General features: G+C 69.0%; 20 protein-coding genes. 8 read left to right on the forward strand and 12 right to left on the reverse strand.

All coding sequences use genetic code 11. The features are described 5' to 3' along the window. Positions 1-113 precede the first annotated feature (113 nt). Positions 114-1,241: a hypothetical protein gene (locus tag ACZ5PO_RS14380; RefSeq protein WP_464194541.1), complete on the forward strand. Its 1,128-nt coding sequence runs from the start codon at positions 114-116 to the stop codon at positions 1,239-1,241. Here ACZ5PO_RS14380 and ACZ5PO_RS14385 read toward each other — a convergent pair. After that, complete coding sequence (locus ACZ5PO_RS14385; protein WP_464196834.1) at positions 1,231-1,743, reverse strand: methylated-DNA--[protein]-cysteine S-methyltransferase; 513 nt, start codon at positions 1,741-1,743, stop codon at positions 1,231-1,233. The two genes, ACZ5PO_RS14380 and ACZ5PO_RS14385, sit on opposite strands and share 11 nt — an antisense overlap. A 25-nt stretch (positions 1,744-1,768) precedes the next feature. After that, a complete protein-coding gene (locus ACZ5PO_RS14390; RefSeq protein ID WP_464194543.1) occupies positions 1,769-3,280 on the reverse strand; it encodes a DNA-3-methyladenine glycosylase 2 family protein in 1,512 nt (503 codons plus the stop codon). Positions 3,281-3,652: 372 nt separating this feature from the next. On the opposite strand from ACZ5PO_RS14390, the gene ACZ5PO_RS14395 reads away from it, so the two are divergent. Continuing rightward, positions 3,653-4,525, forward strand: a complete 873-nt coding sequence (locus ACZ5PO_RS14395; RefSeq protein ID WP_464194545.1) for an undecaprenyl-diphosphate phosphatase — start codon at positions 3,653-3,655, stop codon at positions 4,523-4,525. Positions 4,526-4,808: 283 nt separating this feature from the next. After that, positions 4,809-5,072, forward strand: coding sequence for a hypothetical protein (locus ACZ5PO_RS14400; protein ID WP_464194547.1), 264 nt, complete (start codon positions 4,809-4,811; stop codon positions 5,070-5,072). 161 nt (positions 5,073-5,233) lie between these two features. Here the strand turns inward: ACZ5PO_RS14400 and purU are convergent, their stop codons facing one another. The 5 genes from purU to ACZ5PO_RS14425 form a co-directional block, all read right to left on the reverse strand. Then, entirely contained in the window at positions 5,234-6,085 is an 852-nt protein-coding gene (purU, locus tag ACZ5PO_RS14405; protein WP_464194549.1) for a formyltetrahydrofolate deformylase, read from the reverse strand. 94 nt (positions 6,086-6,179) lie between these two features. Continuing rightward, the gene (glnT, locus tag ACZ5PO_RS14410; RefSeq protein WP_464194551.1) at positions 6,180-7,487 is read right to left on the reverse strand and encodes a type III glutamate--ammonia ligase; all 1,308 of its coding nucleotides are present in this window, start codon (positions 7,485-7,487) and stop codon (positions 6,180-6,182) included. A 50-nt stretch (positions 7,488-7,537) separates the two neighbouring features. Continuing rightward, positions 7,538-8,866, reverse strand: coding sequence for an FMN-binding glutamate synthase family protein (locus ACZ5PO_RS14415; RefSeq protein ID WP_464194553.1), 1,329 nt, complete (start codon positions 8,864-8,866; stop codon positions 7,538-7,540). Between the two features lie 54 nt (positions 8,867-8,920). Next, positions 8,921-9,610 carry a protein GlxC gene (locus tag ACZ5PO_RS14420; RefSeq protein ID WP_464194557.1) on the reverse strand — a complete coding sequence of 230 codons (690 nt, stop codon included), beginning with the start codon at positions 9,608-9,610 and terminating at the stop codon, positions 8,921-8,923. Positions 9,611-9,613: 3 nt separating this feature from the next. Continuing rightward, positions 9,614-10,510, reverse strand: coding sequence for a class II glutamine amidotransferase (locus tag ACZ5PO_RS14425; RefSeq protein ID WP_464194559.1), 897 nt, complete (start codon positions 10,508-10,510; stop codon positions 9,614-9,616). Between the two features lie 242 nt (positions 10,511-10,752). Here ACZ5PO_RS14425 and ACZ5PO_RS14430 point away from each other — a divergent pair, with 242 nt between their 5' ends. From ACZ5PO_RS14430 to ACZ5PO_RS14450, 5 genes are read left to right on the forward strand one after another with little or no spacing between them, the layout of a single operon-like run. Further along, the gene (locus ACZ5PO_RS14430) at positions 10,753-11,994 is read left to right on the forward strand and encodes an FAD-dependent oxidoreductase (protein WP_464194561.1); all 1,242 of its coding nucleotides are present in this window, start codon (positions 10,753-10,755) and stop codon (positions 11,992-11,994) included. Positions 11,995-11,998: 4 nt separating this feature from the next. Next, positions 11,999-12,322 carry a sarcosine oxidase subunit delta gene (locus ACZ5PO_RS14435; protein WP_464194563.1) on the forward strand — a complete coding sequence of 108 codons (324 nt, stop codon included), beginning with the start codon at positions 11,999-12,001 and terminating at the stop codon, positions 12,320-12,322. Next, entirely contained in the window at positions 12,319-15,213 is a 2,895-nt protein-coding gene (locus ACZ5PO_RS14440) for a glycine cleavage T C-terminal barrel domain-containing protein (RefSeq protein WP_464194565.1), read from the forward strand. The genes ACZ5PO_RS14435 and ACZ5PO_RS14440 overlap by 4 nt, the downstream gene beginning before the upstream one ends. A gap of 4 nt (positions 15,214-15,217) precedes the next feature. Next, positions 15,218-15,901, forward strand: coding sequence for a hypothetical protein (locus ACZ5PO_RS14445; protein ID WP_464194567.1), 684 nt, complete (start codon positions 15,218-15,220; stop codon positions 15,899-15,901). Positions 15,902-15,915: 14 nt separating this feature from the next. Continuing rightward, a complete protein-coding gene (locus ACZ5PO_RS14450; RefSeq protein WP_464194569.1) occupies positions 15,916-16,596 on the forward strand; it encodes a helix-turn-helix domain-containing protein in 681 nt (226 codons plus the stop codon). 36 nt (positions 16,597-16,632) lie between these two features. Here ACZ5PO_RS14450 and ACZ5PO_RS14455 read toward each other — a convergent pair whose 3' ends face one another. The 5 genes from ACZ5PO_RS14455 to ACZ5PO_RS14475 are packed head-to-tail and all read right to left on the reverse strand — an operon-like array spanning position 16,633 to position 21,088. Further along, a complete protein-coding gene (locus tag ACZ5PO_RS14455) occupies positions 16,633-17,325 on the reverse strand; it encodes an ABC transporter ATP-binding protein (RefSeq protein ID WP_464194571.1) in 693 nt (230 codons plus the stop codon). A gap of 9 nt (positions 17,326-17,334) precedes the next feature. Continuing rightward, positions 17,335-18,321: an acetamidase/formamidase family protein gene (locus ACZ5PO_RS14460; RefSeq protein ID WP_464194573.1), complete on the reverse strand. Its 987-nt coding sequence runs from the start codon at positions 18,319-18,321 to the stop codon at positions 17,335-17,337. A 43-nt stretch (positions 18,322-18,364) separates the two neighbouring features. Beyond that, positions 18,365-19,093: an ATP-binding cassette domain-containing protein gene (locus tag ACZ5PO_RS14465; protein WP_464194575.1), complete on the reverse strand. Its 729-nt coding sequence runs from the start codon at positions 19,091-19,093 to the stop codon at positions 18,365-18,367. After that, the gene (locus ACZ5PO_RS14470) at positions 19,093-20,193 is read right to left on the reverse strand and encodes a branched-chain amino acid ABC transporter permease (RefSeq protein WP_464194577.1); all 1,101 of its coding nucleotides are present in this window, start codon (positions 20,191-20,193) and stop codon (positions 19,093-19,095) included. Before ACZ5PO_RS14470 ends, ACZ5PO_RS14465 begins: the two co-directional genes overlap by 1 nt. 1 nt (position 20,194) lies before the next feature. Beyond that, entirely contained in the window at positions 20,195-21,088 is an 894-nt protein-coding gene (locus ACZ5PO_RS14475; protein WP_464194579.1) for an ABC transporter permease subunit, read from the reverse strand. Positions 21,089-21,111: the final 23 nt, after the last annotated feature.

The raw sequence follows: 21,111 nt of genomic DNA on the forward strand, positions 1-21,111 counted from the left end.
GCTATTCTCCAGGGCTTCCGCCGGAGAACGACGGCGACAGGCGAATGCCGGGTTGAGTTGAAAAATCCAGCGTAGCGCGATCATGTGACGGTGTAGCGTAACCTGGACTGGTCATGGACATCGCCTCGCTCCTGGCGTTTCTCAGCGCGACGTGCGCCCTGCAGGGCGGCCTGCTGCTGTCGCTGCGGATCGCCGAGCCGGGCTTGCGATGGTTCGGCTTGGCCTATCTGGCATGCGCGGCCGCGCTCGTCCTCTCGCTGGCGCGTGCCTCCGGGGCGCCCCCGATTGTCACCATCGTCGTTTCGAACGCCGTCCTGATCTGGTCGTTCGCCTGCGTTTGGCAAGCCCTGCGATGCTTCGATTCCGGCCAGGCCGCCGTGTGGCCGACGCTGGTCGGGCCTGCGATCTGGCTGGCGGCCTGCACCAACGAGATGTTCCTGGCGTCCCTGCAGGCGCGGGTCACGCTCGTCTCGTGGCTCGGGGCGGGCTATGCGGTCCTGACGGCCAGGCAAGCCTGGATCGGGCGACGCGAGCCGCTGCCGTCACGCCGTCTGGCTCTCGTCGTCGCGGCCGTCTTCGCCGCAGCGTCGCTGACACGGGCCGTCTTCAGCCACTACTTCAGCTTTCCGGCGGACATCGCGGAGCAGTCGACCTCCCATCCGCTCTGGTACCTGGTCCTGCTCTCGCTGATCGTCTTGAACGGCGCGTCCCTGCTCGCCGTCGCTCTGGCCTACGAGCGCGAGGCGGCGCGGCGGCTGCGGAGCGCCCTGGCCGCTTCGATCGGAGCGCTGTCGCCCGCCCATGACTTCGAGGCCTCGGCCGCTCGCCTGCTGAGCGCCGCCGCGGGCGAGGGCCACCCCGCGAGCATGCTGGTGATGCGCCTCGACCGGCGCGGGTCGCTGAGCGGCCTGCGCGACGGCCACAGCGATTACCGCCTGGTGCAGCGGCTGGGCGGATGGCTCGCGGAGCGCGCCGAGCGGAACGGCATCGTCGGCCTCTCCGGCGACGCCTCCATCGCCTGGCTGCTGCCGGGCACGGATCAGGCGTCGGTCCGCCGGCTGGCCGAGGACATGTGCCGCGCCTACCTCACGCTGAGAGGTGGCTCATCTTCAGCCCCGCCCGGCATCGTCATGCGCGTGGGCCTTGCGTGCTCCACCGAGACCGGGTTGTCGCTGGGAGCGTTGCTCGCCAGCGCCAACACCGCGCTGCTGCATGGGACCGGCGACGCATTCAGGTGTTGATCCGCTCCGGAGCAGGTCCCGATCCGCTCGTGAAGCGCTCCACCAGCCAGCGGCGCTCATGGTCGAGCAGCCAGCGCTTGCGCTCGAGGCCGCCGCCGTAGCCGGTGAGCGAGCCGTCGGCGCCGACCACGCGGTGGCAGGGCACGGCGATGGCGACCGGGTTGCTGCCGTTGGCGTGGCCGACGGCGCGGGATGCGCCGGCGCGGCCGAGGCGCGTCGCCAGCTCGCCGTAGCTGATCGCGGCCCCGGGGGGGATCTCGCGCAACGCCGCCCAGACGCCGCGCTGGAAGTCGGTCCCGCCGGTGGCCACGCCGAGGCCGGCGAGCGCCTCGACCTGGCCCGCGAAATAGGCATCGAGCGCCTGTCCGACGCCGGCGGGCGCAGCGGCGGCCGATAGCTCGTAGTCGCCGTAGTGCAGCCGCAGCAGGCGGTGCATGCGCGCTTCGTAATCGAAGAAGTCGAGCGCGCGCAGAGCGCCGCCAGCGTCGGTGACGACCAGCATCTCGCCGATGGGGGACGCGCGCCGTTCAAGTCGTAAATGCAAGGGCAGGCTCCTCTTGTCGCCGCGCCACGCGGCATGGCCGGTCTGCCGACAGCAGGTGAAGCGATGCGTAGGCGCGCCACGGCCGCCAGGCCTCGGCGCGCGCCCGCAGGGCGGTTGCGTCGGTCGCCAGGCCGTGGCGCGACGCCGCTTGCCGGAACGCAGCGTCGGCCATCGGCAGGGCGTCGCATTCGCTGACGCAACGGACGGCCATGGCGTGGGCCGCTTCCGCATCGACCCCGTGAAGCTGTCCCAGGCGCACCGCAGCACGGTCGACGGCGCCGTGTGGGCCGAGCAGGTCGGGGTCGCCAGCCACCATGTGCGCCAGGTCCGTGAGCGCGCGCGCGGCCGCCGTCGGCAGCCCCAGGCCGTCGAGGGACGCGGTCGCGAGCCGCTTCGGCTGCGGGAAGGCGTAGCCCAGGCCACCGTCGAGATCATCGGGCAGCGGCGTGCCAAGGGCCGCGGCCAGCCGCCCGGCGGCCTGCCGTGCCTCCGTGCCGCACGACCGCTGGAGCAGCCACGCGACCGCCGCCTCGAAGCCGCACCAGGCGCCGGGAACGCGCAAGCCCGGCCGCGCCGCCAGCAATGGGGCGAGCTGGCGGTCGCGGCCCAGCTCGGCCGCGATGACGGCGGGATCCGTCGCCAGATCGAAGACGCGGCGGATGGCCGCGATCAGCGCCGGCAGGCCGCCCAGGCCGGGAAGGCGCAGCACGACGCGCACGGCGGCACGATCGGGCGCGTCGCTCACGGCGATGGTGCCGATCGATCCGGCGACCTCGACGCTGCGCCGATAGCCGCCGTCGCCGACGTGCTCGACACCGGGCACGGCGCGGGCGGCGAGGGCCGCGAGCACGCCCTGCCAGTCGTAGGGCTCGCGATAGGCGAGCAGCAGCTCGACGGCGCCGGCCACGGGGCCGTCCGCCTCGGTCCGCCGCCGGAGCTCGCCGGGGCTGCGGGCGAACAATTGCTGGAAGGTCTCGTTGAAGCGGCGGATGCTGCCGAAGCCGCTCGCCAGCGCCACATCCGTCATCGGCAGCCTGGTCTGGTGCAGCAACTGCTTGGCCAGCAGCACCCGCCGGGTTTGCGCCACGGTGAGCGGCGAGGCACCTAGATGATGGCGGAACAGGCGGCGCAGGTGCCGCTCGCCGACGCCCAGGCGTGCGGCGAGCGCATCGACCGAGCCGCCGTCGAGGGCGCCCGCTTCGATCAGCTTCAAGGCGCGTGAGACGGTGGTCGAGGTGCCGAGCCAGATGCCGAGGTCGGGCGAGCTTTCCGGCCGGCACCGGAGGCAGGGCCGGAAGCCGGCCTCCTGAGCGGCGGCGGCCGTCGCGACGAAGGTGCAGTTCGCACGCTTGGGCGGCCGCGCCGGACAGATCGGGCGGCAGTAGATGCCCGTCGAGGACACGCAGGTGAAAAAGCGTCCATCGAAGCGCTTGTCGCGCGCCAGCAGGGCGCGGTAGCAGGCGGCCGGGTCGAGATCCATGAGGTCGAGATCCATGGCCGGAGTTTAGCCGTCGGGGCGCAAAAGTCTGGCGGTTTTCGGACCTGATGGAGTCGCGGCGGCCGCTTGCGCCGAATGGCGGCTACCGCCATCACGACAATCTATTGTCGGCGAAATATTCACGCGATAGCTTAATGTATCCCGCTCTCATGCAGTATAAAAAGTATTATGTATGCTATAAGGTAGTGAATGTGATAGCTTTATTTAATATATGATCGGTGTCGCTGCGGTAGCATTGAAAGTGCGGACACCTACAAATTTTGAAGCTTGCATCTGCGATTCGGCCACGCCTAAATCCCGGGTAGATCAGCGACCGAGGGGCATTACTCGGCATCCGCGCCCCCTGGCCGAGCTCACACAGGGGGCTTGATGGCGAACGCGTGCACGGGCGGTCTCGATACCGGGTTCGTTGCTCTTGGCCATGCCAAGGTTGCGTTTCTCGGCATCGTCCAGGGGATTACGGAGCTGCTGCCCATCTCCTCGACGGCCCATATGCGCCTCGTCCCGGCGCTGCTCGGCTGGCAGGACCCCGGCTCGGCCTTTTCCGCCGTCATGCAGCTCGCCGCGCTCGCCGGCGTCGTGAGCTATTTTTGGAGGGACATCCGCTTCGCGCTCTTCGGCTCGATTGACGCCCTCGGCCGGAAGGACTGGCAGTCGCCGGCGCTGCGGCTCGGCGTCGGCATCGTCCTGGCCACGGTTCCAATCGTCATCGCCGGCGTCCTGCTCGCGCCCGTCCTCAACGCCTGCGGCAGTCCGCTGCGCCAGCTCTGGGTGATCGGCCTCTCCTGCGTGGTCATGGCGCTGCTGCTCGCAGCCGCCGAGCTCTGGTGCCGGCACCGCCGCCGGGTCGAGGATATGGGCTTGAAGGACGCGTTGATCGTCGGCCTGGCGCAGGTCGGCGCCTTGATCCCGGGCGTCTCGCGTTCGGGCTCGACCTTGACCGCGGCGCTCTTCCTGGATCTGAAGCGCGAGGAGGCCGCCCGCTTCTCCTTCCTGCTCGGCCTGCCGGCTATCGCCCTTGCCGGTCTCCGGGAGGTCGCTGCGCTGCTGCATGCCGGCCTCGACGGCCACGCCTGGTCCATCCTCCTCCTCGGCCTCGTCGTGGCCAGCATCTCGGCCTTTGCCGCCATCTGGGGGCTGATGCGGTTCCTGGAGAGGTTTTCCACATGGCCGTTCGTGATCTATCGGGCGGTGCTCGGCCTCGTCATCCTCGCCGGCGTCTTCGGGCTCGGATGGGCTTGAGGGGCGCATCCCGCCGCCTGGCGGCGGCGGCCGGCCTCCTCTGGCCGCGTCGCAACGCTCCACGCCTTTGAATTTGAATGCTTTTCCGATCGGGTGGCGCCGCCCGACGGGGACGCGCTCGAGTGTTGCAGGCATGTCGTAGGCAACAAAAAAACGCTGGGCGGGCTCCAGCCGGCCTTTTTGTTGCCCATCCGAGGCGCTCCTGTGCGACCGCGCACACGGCGAACGTCCCCGGTCCGTTATCCAAAAGACGGACGGGGAGCCGTGCGCGAACCCGCCATCCATGCGCAACGTGCCGGTCGAGCCGGACGTGGAAGGCCGCCCCTTTCGAGGGTCAGACGCGATGACACACGATTTTGCCGACACGCTGCTAGCCGTCGCCTTGGGCCGCGCCATCGCGGCCGACCTGTCGCCGACCACGCGCGAGCCGTTGCCGGAGGAGTGGCGTGCGTTGCTCGATCGCATGGATGCTCTGGACCGGCCGCGCGAGCCCGGAGCACCGTCACACGATGGCGCCGACGATCACGAGACGTCATCGCGGGCCTAGAGCGCTCGGCGGCCGGGTGGACTCACCCAATCTCAAGAAGCGCTCCAGATTCAAAAGGTTGTGAGCATGTCTCGGCCATTGGATGTGTTCATCCAATGGCGAAACGCTCAAGAGCTCTCCGAGAGCGGGCAGACTCAGCCCATTGCAGAAGCGGCAAGCGCTTAGAACACCACCGTCTTGCGGCCATTGATCAGCACGCGCCGCTCCAGGTGCAGCTTCACCGCGCGCGCCAGGACGCGGGATTCGACATCGCGGCCGACGGCCACCAGATCATCGGTGGAGAGCGCGTGCGTCACCCGCTCCGTCTCCTGCTCGATGATCGGCCCCTCGTCCAGGTCCGGTGTCACATAGTGGCTCGAGGCGCCGATGATCTTCACGCCGCGCTCGTAGGCCTGGTGGTAGGGCTTGGCGCCCTTGAAGCTGGGCAGGAACGAGTGGTGGATGTTGATCACGTGGCCGAACAGCTCGGTCGAGAGCTCGTTGGACAGGATCTGCATGTAGCGCGCCAGGACGACCAGCTCGGCGCCGCTGTCGCGGAAGAGCTCGAGCAGCTTGGCCTCCTGCTCCGCCTTGTTGTCCTTGGTCACCGGCCAGAGCTCGAAGGGGATCCCCATCGCCTCCGCCGTACGGCGGCTCGTCTCGTGGTTGGACACGATGGCGACCACCCGCGCCTTCAGCCAGCCGACGCGGATCTGATAGAGCAGATGCTCGAGGCAATGGTCGAATTTCGAGACCATGATGACGATGCGCGGCACGTCATCGGCCGCGTTCAGCGTCAGCGTCAGGTCGAACTCCGCGACCGCAGGCGCCAGCACGCCGCGCAACGTCCGCTCCTCCACCGCCTCGGGCGTATCGAAGGCGATGCGCATGAAGAAGCGGTTCTGCGAGGGATCGCCGAACTGGGCGCTCTCGGAGATGTTGGCGCCGACGTTGGCGATGGCGGTGGTGATGGTGGCCACGATGCGGGGCCGATCCTGACAGGACAACGTCAGGATCCAGGTACGACGGGTCATCAATCGGTCCAGCTGCGTTATCGGGCAAAGGCCCGTCATGTTGTCGCGGAGGGCCCGGTCCGGGGCGGTCGGGCGCGCCTTTTTGCGTGATCAGTCAGATATCGAGGCTGTTGTCACGCTCCCATTGCGTGAAGTGGGACGCATAGCTCGTCCACTCCTGCTCCTTGAGCCTCACATACGCGCTGGAGAACGCTTCGCCGAGCGTCTGCTTGAGGGTGGCGTCCTTGTCGAAGGCGCGCAGGGCGTCGAGCAGGTTGAGCGGCAGCTTGGGCGCATCCAGGACCGTGTGGCCGAGCGCGTACATGTCGATGTCGTGGCGCTTGCCGGGGTCCGCCTTGGTGGCGATGCCGTCGAGGCCGGCGGCGATGATCACCGCCTGCAGCAGGTAGGGGTTGGCCGCGCCGTCCGGCAGGCGCAGCTCGAAGCGGCCCTTGCCGGGCACGCGCACCATGTGCGTGCGGTTGTTGCCCGTCCACGTCACCGAATTGGGCGACCAGGTGGCTCCCGATGTGGTGCGGGGCGCGTTGATACGCTTGTAGCTGTTGACCGTCGGATTGGTGATGGCGGCGAGCGCCTCGGCGTGCTTCATGATGCCGCCGAGGAAATGGTAGCCCTGGGGCGACAGGCCCATCTCGTCGCCGTCGTCGTGGAACCTGTTGGCGGTACCGGTGTCGTCCCAGACCGAGATGTGGGCGTGGCAGCCCGAGCCGGTCAGATTGGCGAACGGCTTGGGCATGAAGGTCGCGCGCAGGCCGTGCTTCTCGGCGATCGACTTGACCATGAACTTGAAGAACGAGTGCCGGTCGGCGGTGACCAGCGCGTCGTCGAAGGCCCAGTTCATCTCGAACTGGCCGTTGGCGTCCTCATGGTCGTTCTGGTAGGGCTGCCAGCCGAGCTCAAGCATGCAGTCGCAGATCTCGGCGATGATGTCGTAGCGGCGCATCAGCGCCTGCTGGTCGTAGCAAGGCTTGACGGCGTTGTCCTTGCTGTCCGAGATGGCCGAGCCGTCGGGCTCGATCAGAAAGAATTCGGGCTCCACGCCGGTCTTGACGTGGAGCCCTTGATCGGCCGCCTTGGCGACGAGCTGCTTCAGGACGAAGCGGGGGGCCTGAGTGACTGCTTCATCCTCCATCGCCAGGTCGGCCGGGACCCAGGCGACGTCGCGACGCCACGGCAGCTGCACCACCGACTTGGCATCGGGAATGGCGAACATGTCGGGATGCGCCGGCGTCATGTCGACCCAGGTTGCGAAGCCGGCAAAGCCCGCTCCGTCCCGTTGCATGTCCGCGATCGCCGCCGCCGGCACCAGCTTGGCGCGCTGGGCGCCGAACAGGTCGGTGTAGGAGATCATGAAATAGCGGATCCCTTTTTCCCGCGCGAGGCTGGCCAAATCCTGGGACACTGCTCTGTCTCCGTCGTGTTCGTTGCGTCGTCGATGCGGGATGCAGCTGCTCAGAAGCCGCCGCTGCCAGGGATCCAGCTCGTGCCGGCGAGCGGCACCCGCGCCATGGCGGCCGCCTCGACCGTCAGGGCGCAGAGGTCTTCGGGCTCGAGATTGTGCACGTGGTTCTTGCCGCAGGCGCGCGCGATCGTCTGCGCCTCGAGCGTCATCACCTTGAGGTAGTTGGCGAGCCGGCGGCCGGCGAGCTCCGGGTCGAGCCGGCGCATCAGCTCGGGATCCTGCGTGGTGATGCCGGCCGGGTCCCTGCCCTCGTGCCAATCGTCATAGGCACCCGCCGTGGTGCCCAGCGCCTGGTACTCGTCCTCGTGCGCCGGGTCGTTGTCGCCCAGTGCCACCAGGGCGGCGGTGCCGATGGAGACGGCGTCGGCGCCCAGCGCCAGCGCCTTGGCCACGTCGGCGCCGTTGCGGATGCCGCCGGAGATGATGAGCTGCACCTTGCGATGCAGGCCGAGCTCCTGCAAAGCCTGCACCGCCGGGCGGATGCAGGCGAGGGTGGGAATGCCGACGTTCTCGATGAACACTTCCTGCGTGGCGGCGGTGCCGCCCTGCATGCCGTCGATGACCACCACGTCGGCGCCGGATTTCACCGCCAGGGCGACGTCGTAGTAGGGGCGCGAACCGCCGACCTTGACGAAGATCGGCTTCTGCCAGTCGGTGATCTCGCGCAGCTCCATGATCTTGATCTCGAGATCATCCGGCCCGGTCCAGTCCGGGTGCCGGCAGGCGGAGCGCTGGTCGATGCCCTTGGGCAGGGTGCGCATCTCGGCTACCCGGTCGGTGATCTTCTGGCCGAGCAGCATGCCGCCGCCGCCGGGCTTGGCGCCCTGGCCGACGACGATCTCGATGGCGTCGGCCTTGAGCAGGTCCTCCGGGTTCATGCCGTAGCGCGACGGCAGGTATTGGTAGACCAGCATCTTGGACTGGCTGCGCTCCTCGCGCGACATGCCGCCGTCGCCCGTCGTCGTCGAGGTGCCGGCGGCGCTGGCGCCGCGGCCGAGCGCGTCCTTGGCGTTGGCCGAGAGCGAGCCGAAGCTCATGCCGGCGATAGTGATGGGGATCTTGAGCTCGAGCGGCTTTCTGGCGAAGCGGGAGCCGAGCACCACGTCGGTGCCGCAGCGCTCGCGGTAGCCCTCGAGCGGATAGCGCGACATGGACGCGCCCAGGAACAGCAGGTCGTCGAAATGCGGCAGCTTGCGCTTCGCCCCGGCACCGCGGATGTCGTAGATGCCCGTGCTCGCCGCCCGCCGGATCTCCGACAGCGTGTAGTCGTCGAACGTCGCTGACTTGCGCGGAACCGTCGGAGGATTGCTGTAGGTCATGGAGCTGCCATGTGAGGGGAGGGTGTGCGCGGGGGCCGGACGACGCGAGGCGCGTCAGCCGTAGCTCTCGGCGTGGTCGACGCTGAAGTTGTAGAGCTTGCGGGCCGAGCCGTAGCGCTTGAAGCTTCCAGGCTCGATGTCGTCGAAGCCGGCCTTGTCGAGCAGCTTGCGCAGCAGCGTCAGGTGCTCGGGGCGCATCTCCTTCTCGACGCAGTCGGCGCCCAGGCTCTTGACCGCGCCGCGCACGAACAGCCTGGCTTCGTAGATGGAATCGCCGAGTGCGTCGCCGGCGTCGCCGCAGACGACGAGGCTGCCCGCCTGCGCCATGAAGGCCGACATGTGGCCGACGTTGCCGCGCACGACGATGTCGATGCCCTTCATCGAGATGCCGCAGCGGGAGGAGGCGTTGCCCTCGATGACGAGCAGGCCGCCGTGGCCGGTGGCGCCGGCATACTGGCTGGCGTCGCCCTTCACGCGCACCTGGCCGGACATCATGTTCTCGGCCACGCCGGGGCCGGCCGAGCCGTCGACGACCACCTGGGCCTCGCGGTTCATGCCGCCGCAGTAGTAGCCGACGCTGCCCTTGATGGTGACGGTGACCGGGGCGTTGAGGCCGACGGCGACGGCGTGCGCGCCGTGCGGGTTGAGCACCTCCCAGGCGGTCTCGTTGCTGCCGGGCGTGTGGTCATGCAGAGCTTGGTTGAGCGTCCGCAGCTCCGCCGTAGCGAGGTCGACGACCGGCATGTCTCAGCGCTCCCAGAAGTAGACGGTGGCGGGCTCGGGCTCCCAGACCTTTGCCGTCGCGATGCCCGGCAGGGCGGCCAGCGCCCGGTACTCGGAGCCGAAGGCCACGTACTGCTCCGTCTCGGCCAGCACCGCCGGCTTGCAGGCGATCGGATCGCGCAGCACGCCGAAGCCGTTCTTGGTGCCGACGACGAAGGTGAAGAAGCCGTCGAGATCATCGAGGCCCTTCTCCAGGGCCTCGCCCAGGCTGTGGCCCTGGCCCATTTGCGCGGTGAGGTAGGCGGCGGCGACCTCCGAGTCGTTCTCGGTCTCGAAGCGGATGCCATCGCGCCGCAGCATCCGGCGCAGGTTGTTGTGATTGGACAGCGAGCCGTTATGCACCAGGCACTGGTCGGGACCGGTGGAGAAGGGGTGGGCGCCGAGCGTCGTCACTGCCGATTCCGTCGCCATGCGGGTGTGGCCGATGGCATGGGTGCCGGCCATCTGCGCCAGGCCGAACGCCTCGGCCACATCGGTCGGGTAGCCCACCTCCTTGTAGATCTCGATGGCGTCGCCGGCGCCCATGATGCGCACCGCGCCATGGTGGTCGCGGATATGGCCGCGAGCCGCCTCGAGCCGGTCGGCGGGAAGCGTGAGCACGGCGTGCGAGCCACGCTGGTCCAACGCCACCTCGGCGCCGATAGCCTGGCCGACGGAGGCGGCGAGGCCAGTGAAGGCCTCGTCCGGTGTCGGCGACTGCACCGTGACCTTGGCGAAGCCCGCGCGCGGGGCACCGTAGACGGCGAAGCCCGCGCTGTCGGGGCCGCGATCGCACATGGTGCCCAGCATCTGCGCGAGCAGCGCGCCGAGCTGTGGCTCGAGCGCCTTATCCTTCAGAAATAGCCCAACAATTCCGCACATGGCATCGACCTCGATGAGTGACCGGACGCTAGCAGCGCGTTTCCGTGAAATCAACTGGCAAGAATTAAATTTTCATGCAAAGAAAATCGGCAGATGGCGTGGAGGGCGGCGTCGGACCCTGCCGGGGACGCCGACGCGGGCGCGCTGTCCGAGGGCACCTCGCTCTCTTTAACTCGAGGAAAAAAACTTGCCTATAGGGGGTGGCGCCCTTATGAATCGCCACCGTTCGCGGGAGACCCGTCGTGCCGCTTGCTCTGCTGAAACATGGTCTGTCGTCCGGCCGCGTGGAGCCGCCGCATTTCCGCTGGCAGCCCGACCTCAAGCGCAGCTATGACGTCGTCGTCATCGGCGCCGGCGGCCACGGCCTCGCCACGGCCTATTACCTGGCGGCGCGCCACGGCATCAGCAACATCGCCGTGCTCGACCGCGCCTGGCTCGCCGGCGGCAACACCGCCCGCAACACCACGATCGTGCGCGCCAACTACCTCACCCCCGACGGCGTGGCCTTCTACAAGGAATCGGTGGAGCTGTTCCGCGGCCTGTCGACCGAGCTCGACATCAACATCATGTACTCCGAGCGCGGGCACTTCACCCTCGCCCACACCGATGCGGCGATCCGCACGGCGCGCTGGCGCGCCGAGGTCAACAAGCACATGGGCGTCGATTCCGAGCTCATCGACGCGGCCGAGGTGGCGCGCATATGCCCGGTGCTGAACACGTCGGAGGATGTGCGCTATCCGATCCTGGGAGCGCTCTACCACCCGCCCGGCGCCATCGCCCGCCACGACGCGGTCGCCTGGGGCTACGCCAAGGAGGCGATGCGGCGCGGCGTCGAGGTGCATCCGGCCACCGAGGTCACCGGTATTCTCGTCGAGGGCGGACGGGCGAAGGGCGTCGAGACCAGCCGTGGCACGATCTACGCCGACAAGGTGGTGCAGGCCGTCGCCGGCTCCTCCAGTCGCGTGGCGAAGCTCGCCGGCCTGCGCCTGCCGATCAAGAGCATCCCTTTGCAGGCGTGCGTCTCGGAGCCGGTGAAGCCCATCCTCGACCAGATTGTCGTGTCCGGCTCGCTGCACGTCTACATCTCGCAATCGGCCCGCGGCGAGATGGTCATGGGCGGCGTCACCGATCCCTACGGCCTCTACCAGACGCGCTCCACCCTCGACTTCAAGGAGGGGCTGATGGCGCACATGCTCGAGCTGTTCCCCTTCATGGCCGACCTGCGCGTGCTCAGGCAGTGGGCCGGCACCGCCGACATGACGCCGGACTTCTCGCCGGTGATGGGCCTCACGCCCATCGACAACTACTTCATCGATTCCGGCTGGGGCACCTGGGGCTTCAAGGCCACCCCGGTGTGCGGCTTCCGCATGGCCGAGTGCGTCGCCACCGGCCGCCAGCCCGACCTGTTGAAGCCCTTCACGCTCGACCGCTTCCGCACCTTCGATCTGGTGGGGGAGAAGGGCGCGGCGTCCGTCGGACATTGAGGCAATGAAGATCATGATCTGCCCGCTCAACGGGCCGCGCAACATCACCGAGTTCGCCTGCGGCGGAGACGTCCGGAGCATGCCCGATCCGGCTACCTGCAGCGACGCCGCGTGGACCGACTACCTCTTCATCGAGGACAACGTCGCCGGCGTGGTCGACGAATGGTGGCTTCATACGCCGAGCAACAGCTGGTTCATCGCCCGGCGCAACACGCTGACCGACGAAATCCTGGCCACCATGACGGTCGCCGACTATTTCGACGGCAAGCCGTCCGGCGCCGACACCTCGGCGCCTCGGGCCGCCGGCAGCGCCGGAGGCCGGGCATGAGCGTCGCCGCGCGTCTCGACGGGCCCGCCTGGGGCCTGCTGATCGACCGGTCGAAGCCCGTCGACTTCAGCTTCGACGGCCGCCCGCAGCGGGGGCTCGCCGGCGACGTCATCGCCAGCGCCATGCTGGCCGGCGGCCAGTCGATCCTGTCGCGATCGTTCAAGTACCACCGGCCGCGCGGCCCGCTCACCATGGCCGGCCACGACGTCAACAGCCTGGTCCAGGTCGGCGCCGAGCCCAACGTGCGCGGCGACCGCTACCCGATTGCCGCCGGCCTCGCCGTCACCTCGGTCAACCGGCTGGGCCCGCTCGAGCGCGATGCGCTCGCGGCGATTGGCCTGTTCTCGCGCTTCCTGCCGGTCGGCTTCTACTACAAGAGCTTCTTCCGGCCGCGCGGCGCCTGGGCCTTCTTCGAGAAGCCGATCCGCCGGCTCGCCGGGCTGGGCACCCTCGATGCCAAGGCGCACCACGGGTACTTCGACAAGGCCTATCTGTTCTGCGACGTTGCCGTCGTCGGCGGCGGCCCGGCCGGCCTGTCGGCCGCCATCGCCGCAGCCGAAAGCGGGGCCGACACGCTGCTGATCGACGAATGGCCCGAGCTCGGCGGCTCGCTGCTGTTCGGCCGGCTCGGCGGCAGCCGGACGGCGGCCGAGGAGGCCCGCGCCGCGCTCGTCGCCCGCACCCGGACGCTGCCCAACCTGCGCATCCTGAGCAACACGGCGGTCAGCGGCTTGTTCGCCGACAACTGGCTGGCGGCGCTCACCGTCAATCGCCTGCTCAAGATCCGCGCCAAGCAGACGGTGCTCGCCACCGGCGCCTATGATCAGGCGCTGGTGTTCGCCAACAACGATCGCCCCGGCATCCTGTTCAGTGATGCCGTGCAGCGTCTGCTGCGCCTCTATGCGGTGAAGCCCGGGCGTCGGGCGGTGATCGCCACCGCCAACCGCTTCGGCTACGACACCGCGCTCGATCTGGCCGACGCCGGCGTCGAGGTCGCCGCCGTGGTGGACCTGACGGCGGCGCCGGAGCCCACTGCGGCCGAGCCGGTGCGAGCCCGCGGCATCCGCGTCATCCCGGCCGCGACGCTGGTCGATGCCCGCGGGCGCGACCGCGTCTCGGCGGTCGCGGTGGCGCCCACGTCCGGCGGTGCAGCGCCCGAATGGATCGAATGCGACCTCGTCGCCATGGCCGTCGGCTACACGCCGGCGCTCAACCTGGCGAGCTATGTCGGTGCCAAGGTCACCTATGACGATGCCGTCGCCATGCACCGGGCGAGCGATTTGCCGCCGTGGCTGGTGCTCGCCGGTTCGGCCGGCGGGCTGTGGTCGGACGATGTGGTCGCCGACGACGCCGCGAGCGTCGGTCGCCAGGCAGCGCAGGCCGCGGCCGGCGCGCCCGCCGATGGCCCGGCGCGGCCGCGCGATCCCACCGCTGCGCGTATCACCCACCCCTGGCCGATGGCGCCGGCCGCCGGCGGCAAGGATTTCATCGATTTCGACGAGGATCTGGTCAGCCACGACATCGTCCAGTCGGTGGGCGACGGCTACGACGATATCCAGCTGGTGAAGCGCTATTCGACCGCAGGGCTCGGGCCCAGCCAGGGCCGGCACGCCAACGTCAACACCATCCGCATCGTCGCCCGCGAGACCGGGCGCAGCCTCGAGCGGGTCGGCACGACGACGTTCCGGCCGCCATTGGTGCCGGAAAAGTTCGGCCATCTCGCCGGCCGCAGCTTCGAGCCGCGGCGGCTCACCGCCATGCATGGCCGTCACGTGGAGCTTGGCGCCCAGATGATGCCGGCCGGGCTGTGGATGCGGCCGGCCTACTACGGCGCCAAGGCCCGGGCTGCCGAGGCGATTGCAGCCGAGGTCAGGGCGGTGCGCGAGGGCGTCGGCCTGATCGACGTGTCGACGCTGGGCGGCCTCGACATCCGTGGGCTCGATGCGGCGGCGTTCGTCGACCGCATGTACACCTGGGCCTACGCCAAGCAACCGGTCGGCCGGGCGCGCTATGCGCTGATGACCGACCAGACCGGCGTGGTGATCGACGACGGCGTCGCCTGCCGCCTGCACGAGCAGCACTTCTACGTCACCGCGACGACCAGCGGCGTCGATGCGGTCTACCGGCAGATGACCTGGTGGAACCAGCAGTGGCGGATGGACGTGGACGTGGCCAACGTCACCGCCACCTACGCGGCCGTAAACATCGCCGGCCCGCGCTCGCGCGAGGCGCTGGCGACGCTTGCCTGCGACATCGACCTGTCCGCCGAGGCGTTCCCCTACATGGGCGTGCGCACGGGCCGCCTCGCCGGCATCCCCGTGCGGATGCTGCGCGTCGGCTTCGTCGGCGAGCTCGGCTTCGAGATCCACTGCCCGTCGAGCTATGGCGAGGCCCTCTGGGACGCGCTCTTCGCGGCGGGCCAGGCCGCGGGCATCCGGCCCTTCGGCGTCGAGGCGCAGCGGGTGCTGCGGCTGGAGAAGGGGCACATCATCATCGGCCAGGACACTGACGGCCTCACCCACCCGGTGGAAGCCGGGATGGGCTGGGCGCTGGCCAAGACCAAGCCGTTCTATGTCGGCAAGCGTGCCGTCGACATGCAGCTCGCCAAGGGCCTCGCCCGCCAGCTCGTCGGCTTCACCGTGCGCGATCCGGCGGCCCCGTGCCCGCTGGAATGCCATCTGGTGATCGAGGACGGCACCATCGTCGGGCGCGTCACCTCGGCCGTGCGCTCGGCCGCCGTCGGCCGCGTCATCGGGCTCGCCTACGTGCCGCCGTCGAAGAGCGCTGTCGGCACGCGGTTCTCCATCCGCGTCGACAAGGGCGCCATGGTCGAGGCGGAGGTGGTGCCGACGCCGTTCTACGACCCGGACAACACGCGCCAGGAGCTGTGATCCCGTGACCGTCGAACCCCAGAATGCGCTGCAACGGTCGCCGGTCTACCGCGCGCTGCCCGCGCACGGCCCCGTCGCCTGGGCGGAGCTCGCCGGCGGTGCCGTGGCCGAGCGCATCGGCGCGGCCGGCGCCGGCGCGCTCGCCATCGTCGACCTGTCGCCGCTGCCGCGCCTGGGCTTCAAGGGCCGGGAGACGATTGCCGCGATGCAGGCGCAGGGAATCGCCGTCGAGAACCGGCCCAACCGTGCCTTCCGGCAGCCGGACGGCGGGCTCTGCCTGGTGCTGGCGTCGACCGAGGTGATGCTGCTCGGGCCACTGTCGGGCGATGGGACACGGCTCGCGACACTCGAGGCCGAGTGGCGCATCGATGCGGGCGTGCGCAGCTATCCCGTGCCGCGGCGCGACAGCCATGCCTGGTTCGCCGTCGCGGGATCGGCCACGTCGGCCCTGTTCGCCAAGCTGTGCGGCGTCGACCTCAGGCTCACGCATTGTCCCGATCTCACGATTGCGCAAACCTCGGTGGCGCGGCTCAACGCCGTCGTGGTACGGGCCGACGAAGGGGGCGCGCCGGTGTTCCACCTGCTCGCCGACAGCGCGTCGGCGGTCTACCTGCTAGACTGCCTCGTCGATGCGGCCCAGGAGTTCGGCGGCCGAGTCGCCGGTCGCGAGGTGCTCCGCACGAGTTGAACCGGGGGTCATCGATGAGAAAATCCGCACGGCTTACGGATGAGGTGAGAGGCGAGCCGTCGAGCGTGTCGGTGGGCCCCGACCAGGATCCGCACGCGCTCGCGGGCGCCCGCGACAATCTGCTGGAGGTGGCCATCGGCCGCGAGGTCCGCGCCTTCCGCACCAAGCTAGGGCTCACGGTGGCCGATCTCGCCGCCGCCACCGGGCTGTCGCTCGGCATGCTCTCCAAGATCGAGAACGGCGGCACCTCGCCCTCTCTGACCACGCTGCAGGCACTGTCGCGGGCGCTCGGCGTGCCGGTCACCGCCTTCTTCCGCCGCTACGAGGAGCGGCGTGGCGCCGTATTCGTCAAGGCCGGGACGGGGCTGTCGATCGAGCGGCGCGGCACGCGCAACGGCCACCAGTACCATCTGCTCGGCCATACCGGCGACCGCACCTCCCGCGTGGTGGTGGAGCCCTACATGATCACGCTGACGGAAGAATCCGACGTCTTCCCGCTGTTCCAGCACTCGGGCCTCGAGTTCCTCTACATGCTGGAAGGGGAGGTGGTGTACCGCCACGCCGACAAGCTCTACACCATGCAGCCCGGCGACAGCCTGTTCTTCGACGCCGACGCGCCCCACGGCCCGGAGGAGATGCGCAAGCTGCCGATCCGCTTCCTGTCGGTGATCTCCTATCCGCGCACGGACGAGTAGGGGGCCCGGCACGCTGCCGAGCGCGGGCGCTGGCTGTCAGATGGCGAGCACCCGCCTGGCGACGGCGGGATCGTCGAGTTCGGCCGGGGCGATGGTGCCTGTGACCGAGCCTTTCTCCATCACCAGGCAGCGCCCGGCGCAGGCGGTGATGAGGTCGAGGTTCTGCTCGATGAGCAGGATGGGCAGCCCCTGCTCGGCATTGAGGCGCACACAGAGCTCGCCGATCTGCTCGACGATGTTGGGCTGGATGCCGTCGGAGGGCTCGTCGAGCAGCAGCAGGCGTGGCGCACCGCTCAGCACGCGACCGATCGCGAGCATCTGCTGCTGGCCGCCGCTCAACGTGCCGCCGAGCTGGCGGCGGCGTTCCCGGAGGATCGGGAAGAGGTCGTAGGCGTAGTCGATGGACCGGTTGCCGCCGCCGATTCCCCGGCCCATGCGGAGGTTCTCCTCCACCGTCATGGCGGCGAAGATCCCACGTCCCTGCGGCACATAACCGATCCCGAGCCGAGCGCGGTCGCGGGCGTCGAGGCGTGTGACGTCCCGGCCGGCAAAGCCGATCGACCCGCCGGAGGCGCGCTGGAGGCCCATGATGGTGCGGGCGAGCGTCGTCTTGCCGACGCCGTTGCGGCCGATGAGGGCGACGATTTCCCGGTCGGCTACATCGAAGGTGACGGCGCGGTTGACCAGCGCGCCGTCGTAGCCCGCCGAGACCTGGGCCAGGCTCAGCATGGCGCGTCCTCAGAAGGCGGGCTTGAGGCGGCTCTTCGGGTATTCGGCGCCGACCACATGGTTGATGTTGGCGCGGACCATCTGGTAGACGCGCACGCGGAAGTCGGGGTCGGCCGAAAAGCGCATGTAGCTGTCTTGCGGCTTGATGTCATAGTCCTCCTGCATCCACTGCATGAGGTTGTCGGCCGCGTTGTAGACGGCCTGATCGAGGGGCAGATCCATCCCGACGGCGACGATCGTCTCCGGCTTGATGATGCGCACGCCGGGGATCCGCTTGTTCTTGATGACGTTGACCTTGAGCTGCACGGTGGCGCGCGTCTCGTCGGCCAGCACCGTGAACTCGGTGTCGCCCTGGCTGCCGTGGGCGTCGCCCAGATAGATCAGCCCCCCGTCGTGATAGCTGTTGATCAGGATGGTATGGCCGGCGCGGATGTCGCGACAGTCGATGTTGCCGCAGAACTCGCCCTGGCCGGTGAGCGAGCTGTGCACCTCGCGGTCGGGCGCCACCGCGAGGGTGCCCAGGAAGGGATCGAGCTTCCACTCGATGGCACCGTACTTCGCCGTGCCGTCGGCCGTGGTGCCGCTCGGGCCGGTGATGTGCTCGATGAGCTGGATGTGCGCCTCGCGGCACGCGGCGCCCCATTTGAACGAGTCGCGTAGCGCCCCGTTGCCGGGGACGATGCCCACATAGCCCCAGCGCCACGGCTCGATGGTCTCGATCTCGATCGCCACCACGTCGCCCCGCTCGACGCCTTCGACGTAGATCGGTCCGACCACCGGGTTGAGGGTGGGCGGCGTGCGGCCCAGGATCCTCTGGCTGACGGGGTCGTTGATCATGTCGCGAATCTTGGGAGTGTCGCTCAGATCCTGCACCAGGCCGGTCAGCGCATCGTCGGTCTCGATGCGAAAGCTCTCTCCCGGCTTGACCCTGAGGACCGGCTCGTCACGGGCATCGAACAGGTACTTCTGCACCTCGTCGATCTTGATCGTCTGCATCGTACAGTCTCCTTGGGTGCTTCAAGATGTTCGAGCATGTCCTCTAGTGACGGAGGCGCTGCGCGCCGCGCCGCCCCAGATACAGTTGCTGGACGTCCTCGTTGCTCTCGATGTCGGCGATGGCGCCGGTGACGAAGACGCGGCCGGCATCGAACACGGTGGTCTCGGCCGAGAGCGCGCGCACGAAGGCCATGTCGTGCTCGATGACCAGCACGGAGACGCCTTCCGCGGCTGCGGCGCGGATGATCGCGACGGTCTTCTCCGTCTCGGCGGGGGACATGCCGGCGGTCGGCTCGTCCAGCAGCAGCAGCCGGGGCGCTGAAGCCAGGGCCATGCCGAGCCCGAGCCACTGCTTCTCGCCGTGCGACAGGGCGCGCGTCGGGAAGTCGCGCTTGCCACGAAGGTCGAGGGTGGCCAGCGAGTCGTCGAGGCGCGCATCGAGCGAGGCGCCGCTCGAGGCGCGCTGCAGGCAGAGCCGCAGATTGTGTTCCACCGTGAGCTCCGCGAACACGCCGAGCGATTGCGGCTTCACCGCGATACCGAGACGCGCCCGCTCGAAGGGATGGCAGCGCGTGATATCGCGGTCGTTGAACCGGATGGTGCCCGCGTCGGGCCTGATGCGGCCGACGAGGATCTGGAAGAAGGTGCTCTTGCCCGCCCCATTGGGCCCGATGATGCAGCTCGTCTCGCCGGCGGCGATCGACCACGACACGCGGTCGACGGCGCGAACGCCCCCGAAGCGCTTGGACAGGTCACGGACTTCGAGCAGCATCAGCCGGCGCCCTCCACCTCGGGGGCAATGGCCCTGAAGCCCGCAACCCGCTTGCGCATCCGCTGGAGCGCGCCCCCTGCCGAGATCAATCCCTCGGGCACCAGCAGCACGGCGAGCACCAGCAGGGCGCCCTGCACGACCAGCGCGTATTCGCCCTGCAGGGCCAGCATCTGCGAGCCCCATTGGAGGACGACGGCGCCGAGGATCGACGCAGCAATGCTCTTGCGGCCAGCGACCGCGACCCAGATCACCGGCAGGATGTTCGGGGCGACGCCGAACACCGACGGCGTGACGAAGTTGCCCCACGACACGTAGAGAATGCCGGACAGCGCGGCGAGGGCCGCGGCGACGCAGAAGGCGACGCTCTGGAGCAGGCGGACATCGTAGCCCAGTGTCTCGGTCCGATCCGCATCCTCGCGGACGGCCGTCAGCGCGACGCCGAAAGGCGAGTTCACCAGCGCCCGCAGCCCGAGATAGCTGGCGACCACCAGGCCGAGGACGAGGTAGTAGAAGGCGCTCGATGATCCCGCGAATTCGAACGGCTCGTCGCCGATGGGAAGCGAAAGGCTCGGCAGCTCCTGGATGGAGCCGGAGAAGCGGCCGAGGCCGTTGTTGCCGCCGAGGTGGGCGGCGCCGACGGTCCACTGCGGGCCGGCCGTCTGGTTGAGAAAGGTCTCGATGACGAGCGTGACGACCAGGGTGATGATCGAGACATAGACGCCGCGCAGCCGGCCGTAGAAGACGATCCAGCCGAGCGCCGCGGCGACGGCGACCGCGGCTGCGATGGCGCCGGCGCTGCCGACGAGCGAGGCCGCGCCGTGCCCGGCGAGATTGATCGCGACGATGCCGTAGGCGTAGGCGCCGATGCCGAAGAAGGCGGACTGGCCGAGGCTCAGGATGCCGCCGAAGCCCCACAGCAGCGACAGCCCGGCCGCCAGTAATGTCATCAGCAGGAAGGAGTTGGCGTTGAGGAGCGCATAGCGGCCGAGAAAGCCGGGCAATGCGACGGCCGTCGCGACGACCAGGAGGAAGCCGAGCCAGAATGGCCACGAGCGCCCGGGCTCGAGGCGGCCGTTGAGGAGGGACCAGACCGCTCGCATGTCAGCGGGCCCGCACTGGCGCCGACGCGAACCGTCGCTGCGCCCAGCCGATCGCTTCCACGATCCCGTTCGGCGCGGCCCGGATCACCAGCAAGGCGGCGATCAGCATTCCGACGTAGCCGGTCAGAATATTGAAGTTCATGGTGAAGGTGGTCTTGACGAAGGCGAGCAGCAGCACCGACAGCGTGAGCCCGACGACCACGTTGCGACTGCCGGCGACGACCACGACGATGAAGGCGACCGGCGTGTAGCTGGCACCGAAACTCGGCTGCACGGGCGCCATCAGCGAGAATAGCGCACCCGCTATGCCCGCCAGGAACGAGCCCAGCGCGAAGGTGAGCATGTACATGCCGCGCGTATCCACGCCCATCGCCTGCGCCACCTCGGCATCGGCCATGGTGGCGCGCGCATGCAGACCGAACGGCGTGAAGCGTAACAGCGCCCAAAGCGCGACGATGACCGATACGGCGACAAGGAACAGAACGATGCGATAGATCGAGAACGAGGCGTCCCCCACCGTCACGGCGCCGAACGGCGCGGGAATGCCCGGTGCCGACGGGCCGAGGACGACCAGCGCGCCCTGGCTGAGCATGAGGCTCAGGCCCCAGGTCGCGACGAGCGAGTAGAGCAGCCGGCCGTAGAGGAAACGGATGACCAGCCGCTCCAGAACGAGGCCGAGCAGGGTCGCGGCCATGCCGCCCGCGACGATCGCAGCCAGGGTGGGCAGCCCGGCGTGATAGGAATAGGCGGCGCCAAAGGCGCCTGCCATCATCAGTTCGCCATGCGCCATGTTGATGACGCCCATCATGCCAAAGATGATCGCCAGCCCGGCCGCCGACAGGGCCAGCAGGGCGAAGGCGTCGGCGTACTGATAGAGAAACTGGGTGACGGCCAACGGTCCGATCCTCGCCGATTCTA

The organism is Chelatococcus sp. KU-N122 (assembly GCF_055391085.1).

Excerpts from the sequence above, each read along its gene's own strand:
- ACZ5PO_RS14380 (WP_464194541.1), top strand. The coding sequence starts at position 114 with ATGGACATCGCCTCGCTCCTGGCGTTTCTCAGCGCGACGTGCGCCCTG.
- ACZ5PO_RS14385 (WP_464196834.1), bottom strand. The coding sequence starts at position 1,743 with ATGCTGGTCGTCACCGACGCTGGCGGCGCTCTGCGCGCGCTCGACTTC.
- ACZ5PO_RS14390 (WP_464194543.1), bottom strand. The coding sequence starts at position 3,280 with ATGGATCTCGACCTCATGGATCTCGACCCGGCCGCCTGCTACCGCGCC.
- ACZ5PO_RS14395 (WP_464194545.1), top strand. The coding sequence starts at position 3,653 with ATGGCGAACGCGTGCACGGGCGGTCTCGATACCGGGTTCGTTGCTCTT.
- ACZ5PO_RS14400 (WP_464194547.1), top strand. The coding sequence starts at position 4,809 with ATGCGCAACGTGCCGGTCGAGCCGGACGTGGAAGGCCGCCCCTTTCGA.
- purU (WP_464194549.1), bottom strand. The coding sequence starts at position 6,085 with ATGACCCGTCGTACCTGGATCCTGACGTTGTCCTGTCAGGATCGGCCC.
- ACZ5PO_RS14415 (WP_464194553.1), bottom strand. The coding sequence starts at position 8,866 with ATGACCTACAGCAATCCTCCGACGGTTCCGCGCAAGTCAGCGACGTTC.
- ACZ5PO_RS14420 (WP_464194557.1), bottom strand. The coding sequence starts at position 9,610 with ATGCCGGTCGTCGACCTCGCTACGGCGGAGCTGCGGACGCTCAACCAA.
- ACZ5PO_RS14425 (WP_464194559.1), bottom strand. The coding sequence starts at position 10,510 with ATGTGCGGAATTGTTGGGCTATTTCTGAAGGATAAGGCGCTCGAGCCA.
- ACZ5PO_RS14435 (WP_464194563.1), top strand. The coding sequence starts at position 11,999 with ATGAAGATCATGATCTGCCCGCTCAACGGGCCGCGCAACATCACCGAG.
- ACZ5PO_RS14440 (WP_464194565.1), top strand. The coding sequence starts at position 12,319 with ATGAGCGTCGCCGCGCGTCTCGACGGGCCCGCCTGGGGCCTGCTGATC.
- ACZ5PO_RS14450 (WP_464194569.1), top strand. The coding sequence starts at position 15,916 with ATGAGAAAATCCGCACGGCTTACGGATGAGGTGAGAGGCGAGCCGTCG.
- ACZ5PO_RS14455 (WP_464194571.1), bottom strand. The coding sequence starts at position 17,325 with ATGCTGAGCCTGGCCCAGGTCTCGGCGGGCTACGACGGCGCGCTGGTC.
- ACZ5PO_RS14460 (WP_464194573.1), bottom strand. The coding sequence starts at position 18,321 with ATGCAGACGATCAAGATCGACGAGGTGCAGAAGTACCTGTTCGATGCC.
- ACZ5PO_RS14465 (WP_464194575.1), bottom strand. The coding sequence starts at position 19,093 with ATGCTGCTCGAAGTCCGTGACCTGTCCAAGCGCTTCGGGGGCGTTCGC.
- ACZ5PO_RS14470 (WP_464194577.1), bottom strand. The coding sequence starts at position 20,193 with ATGCGAGCGGTCTGGTCCCTCCTCAACGGCCGCCTCGAGCCCGGGCGC.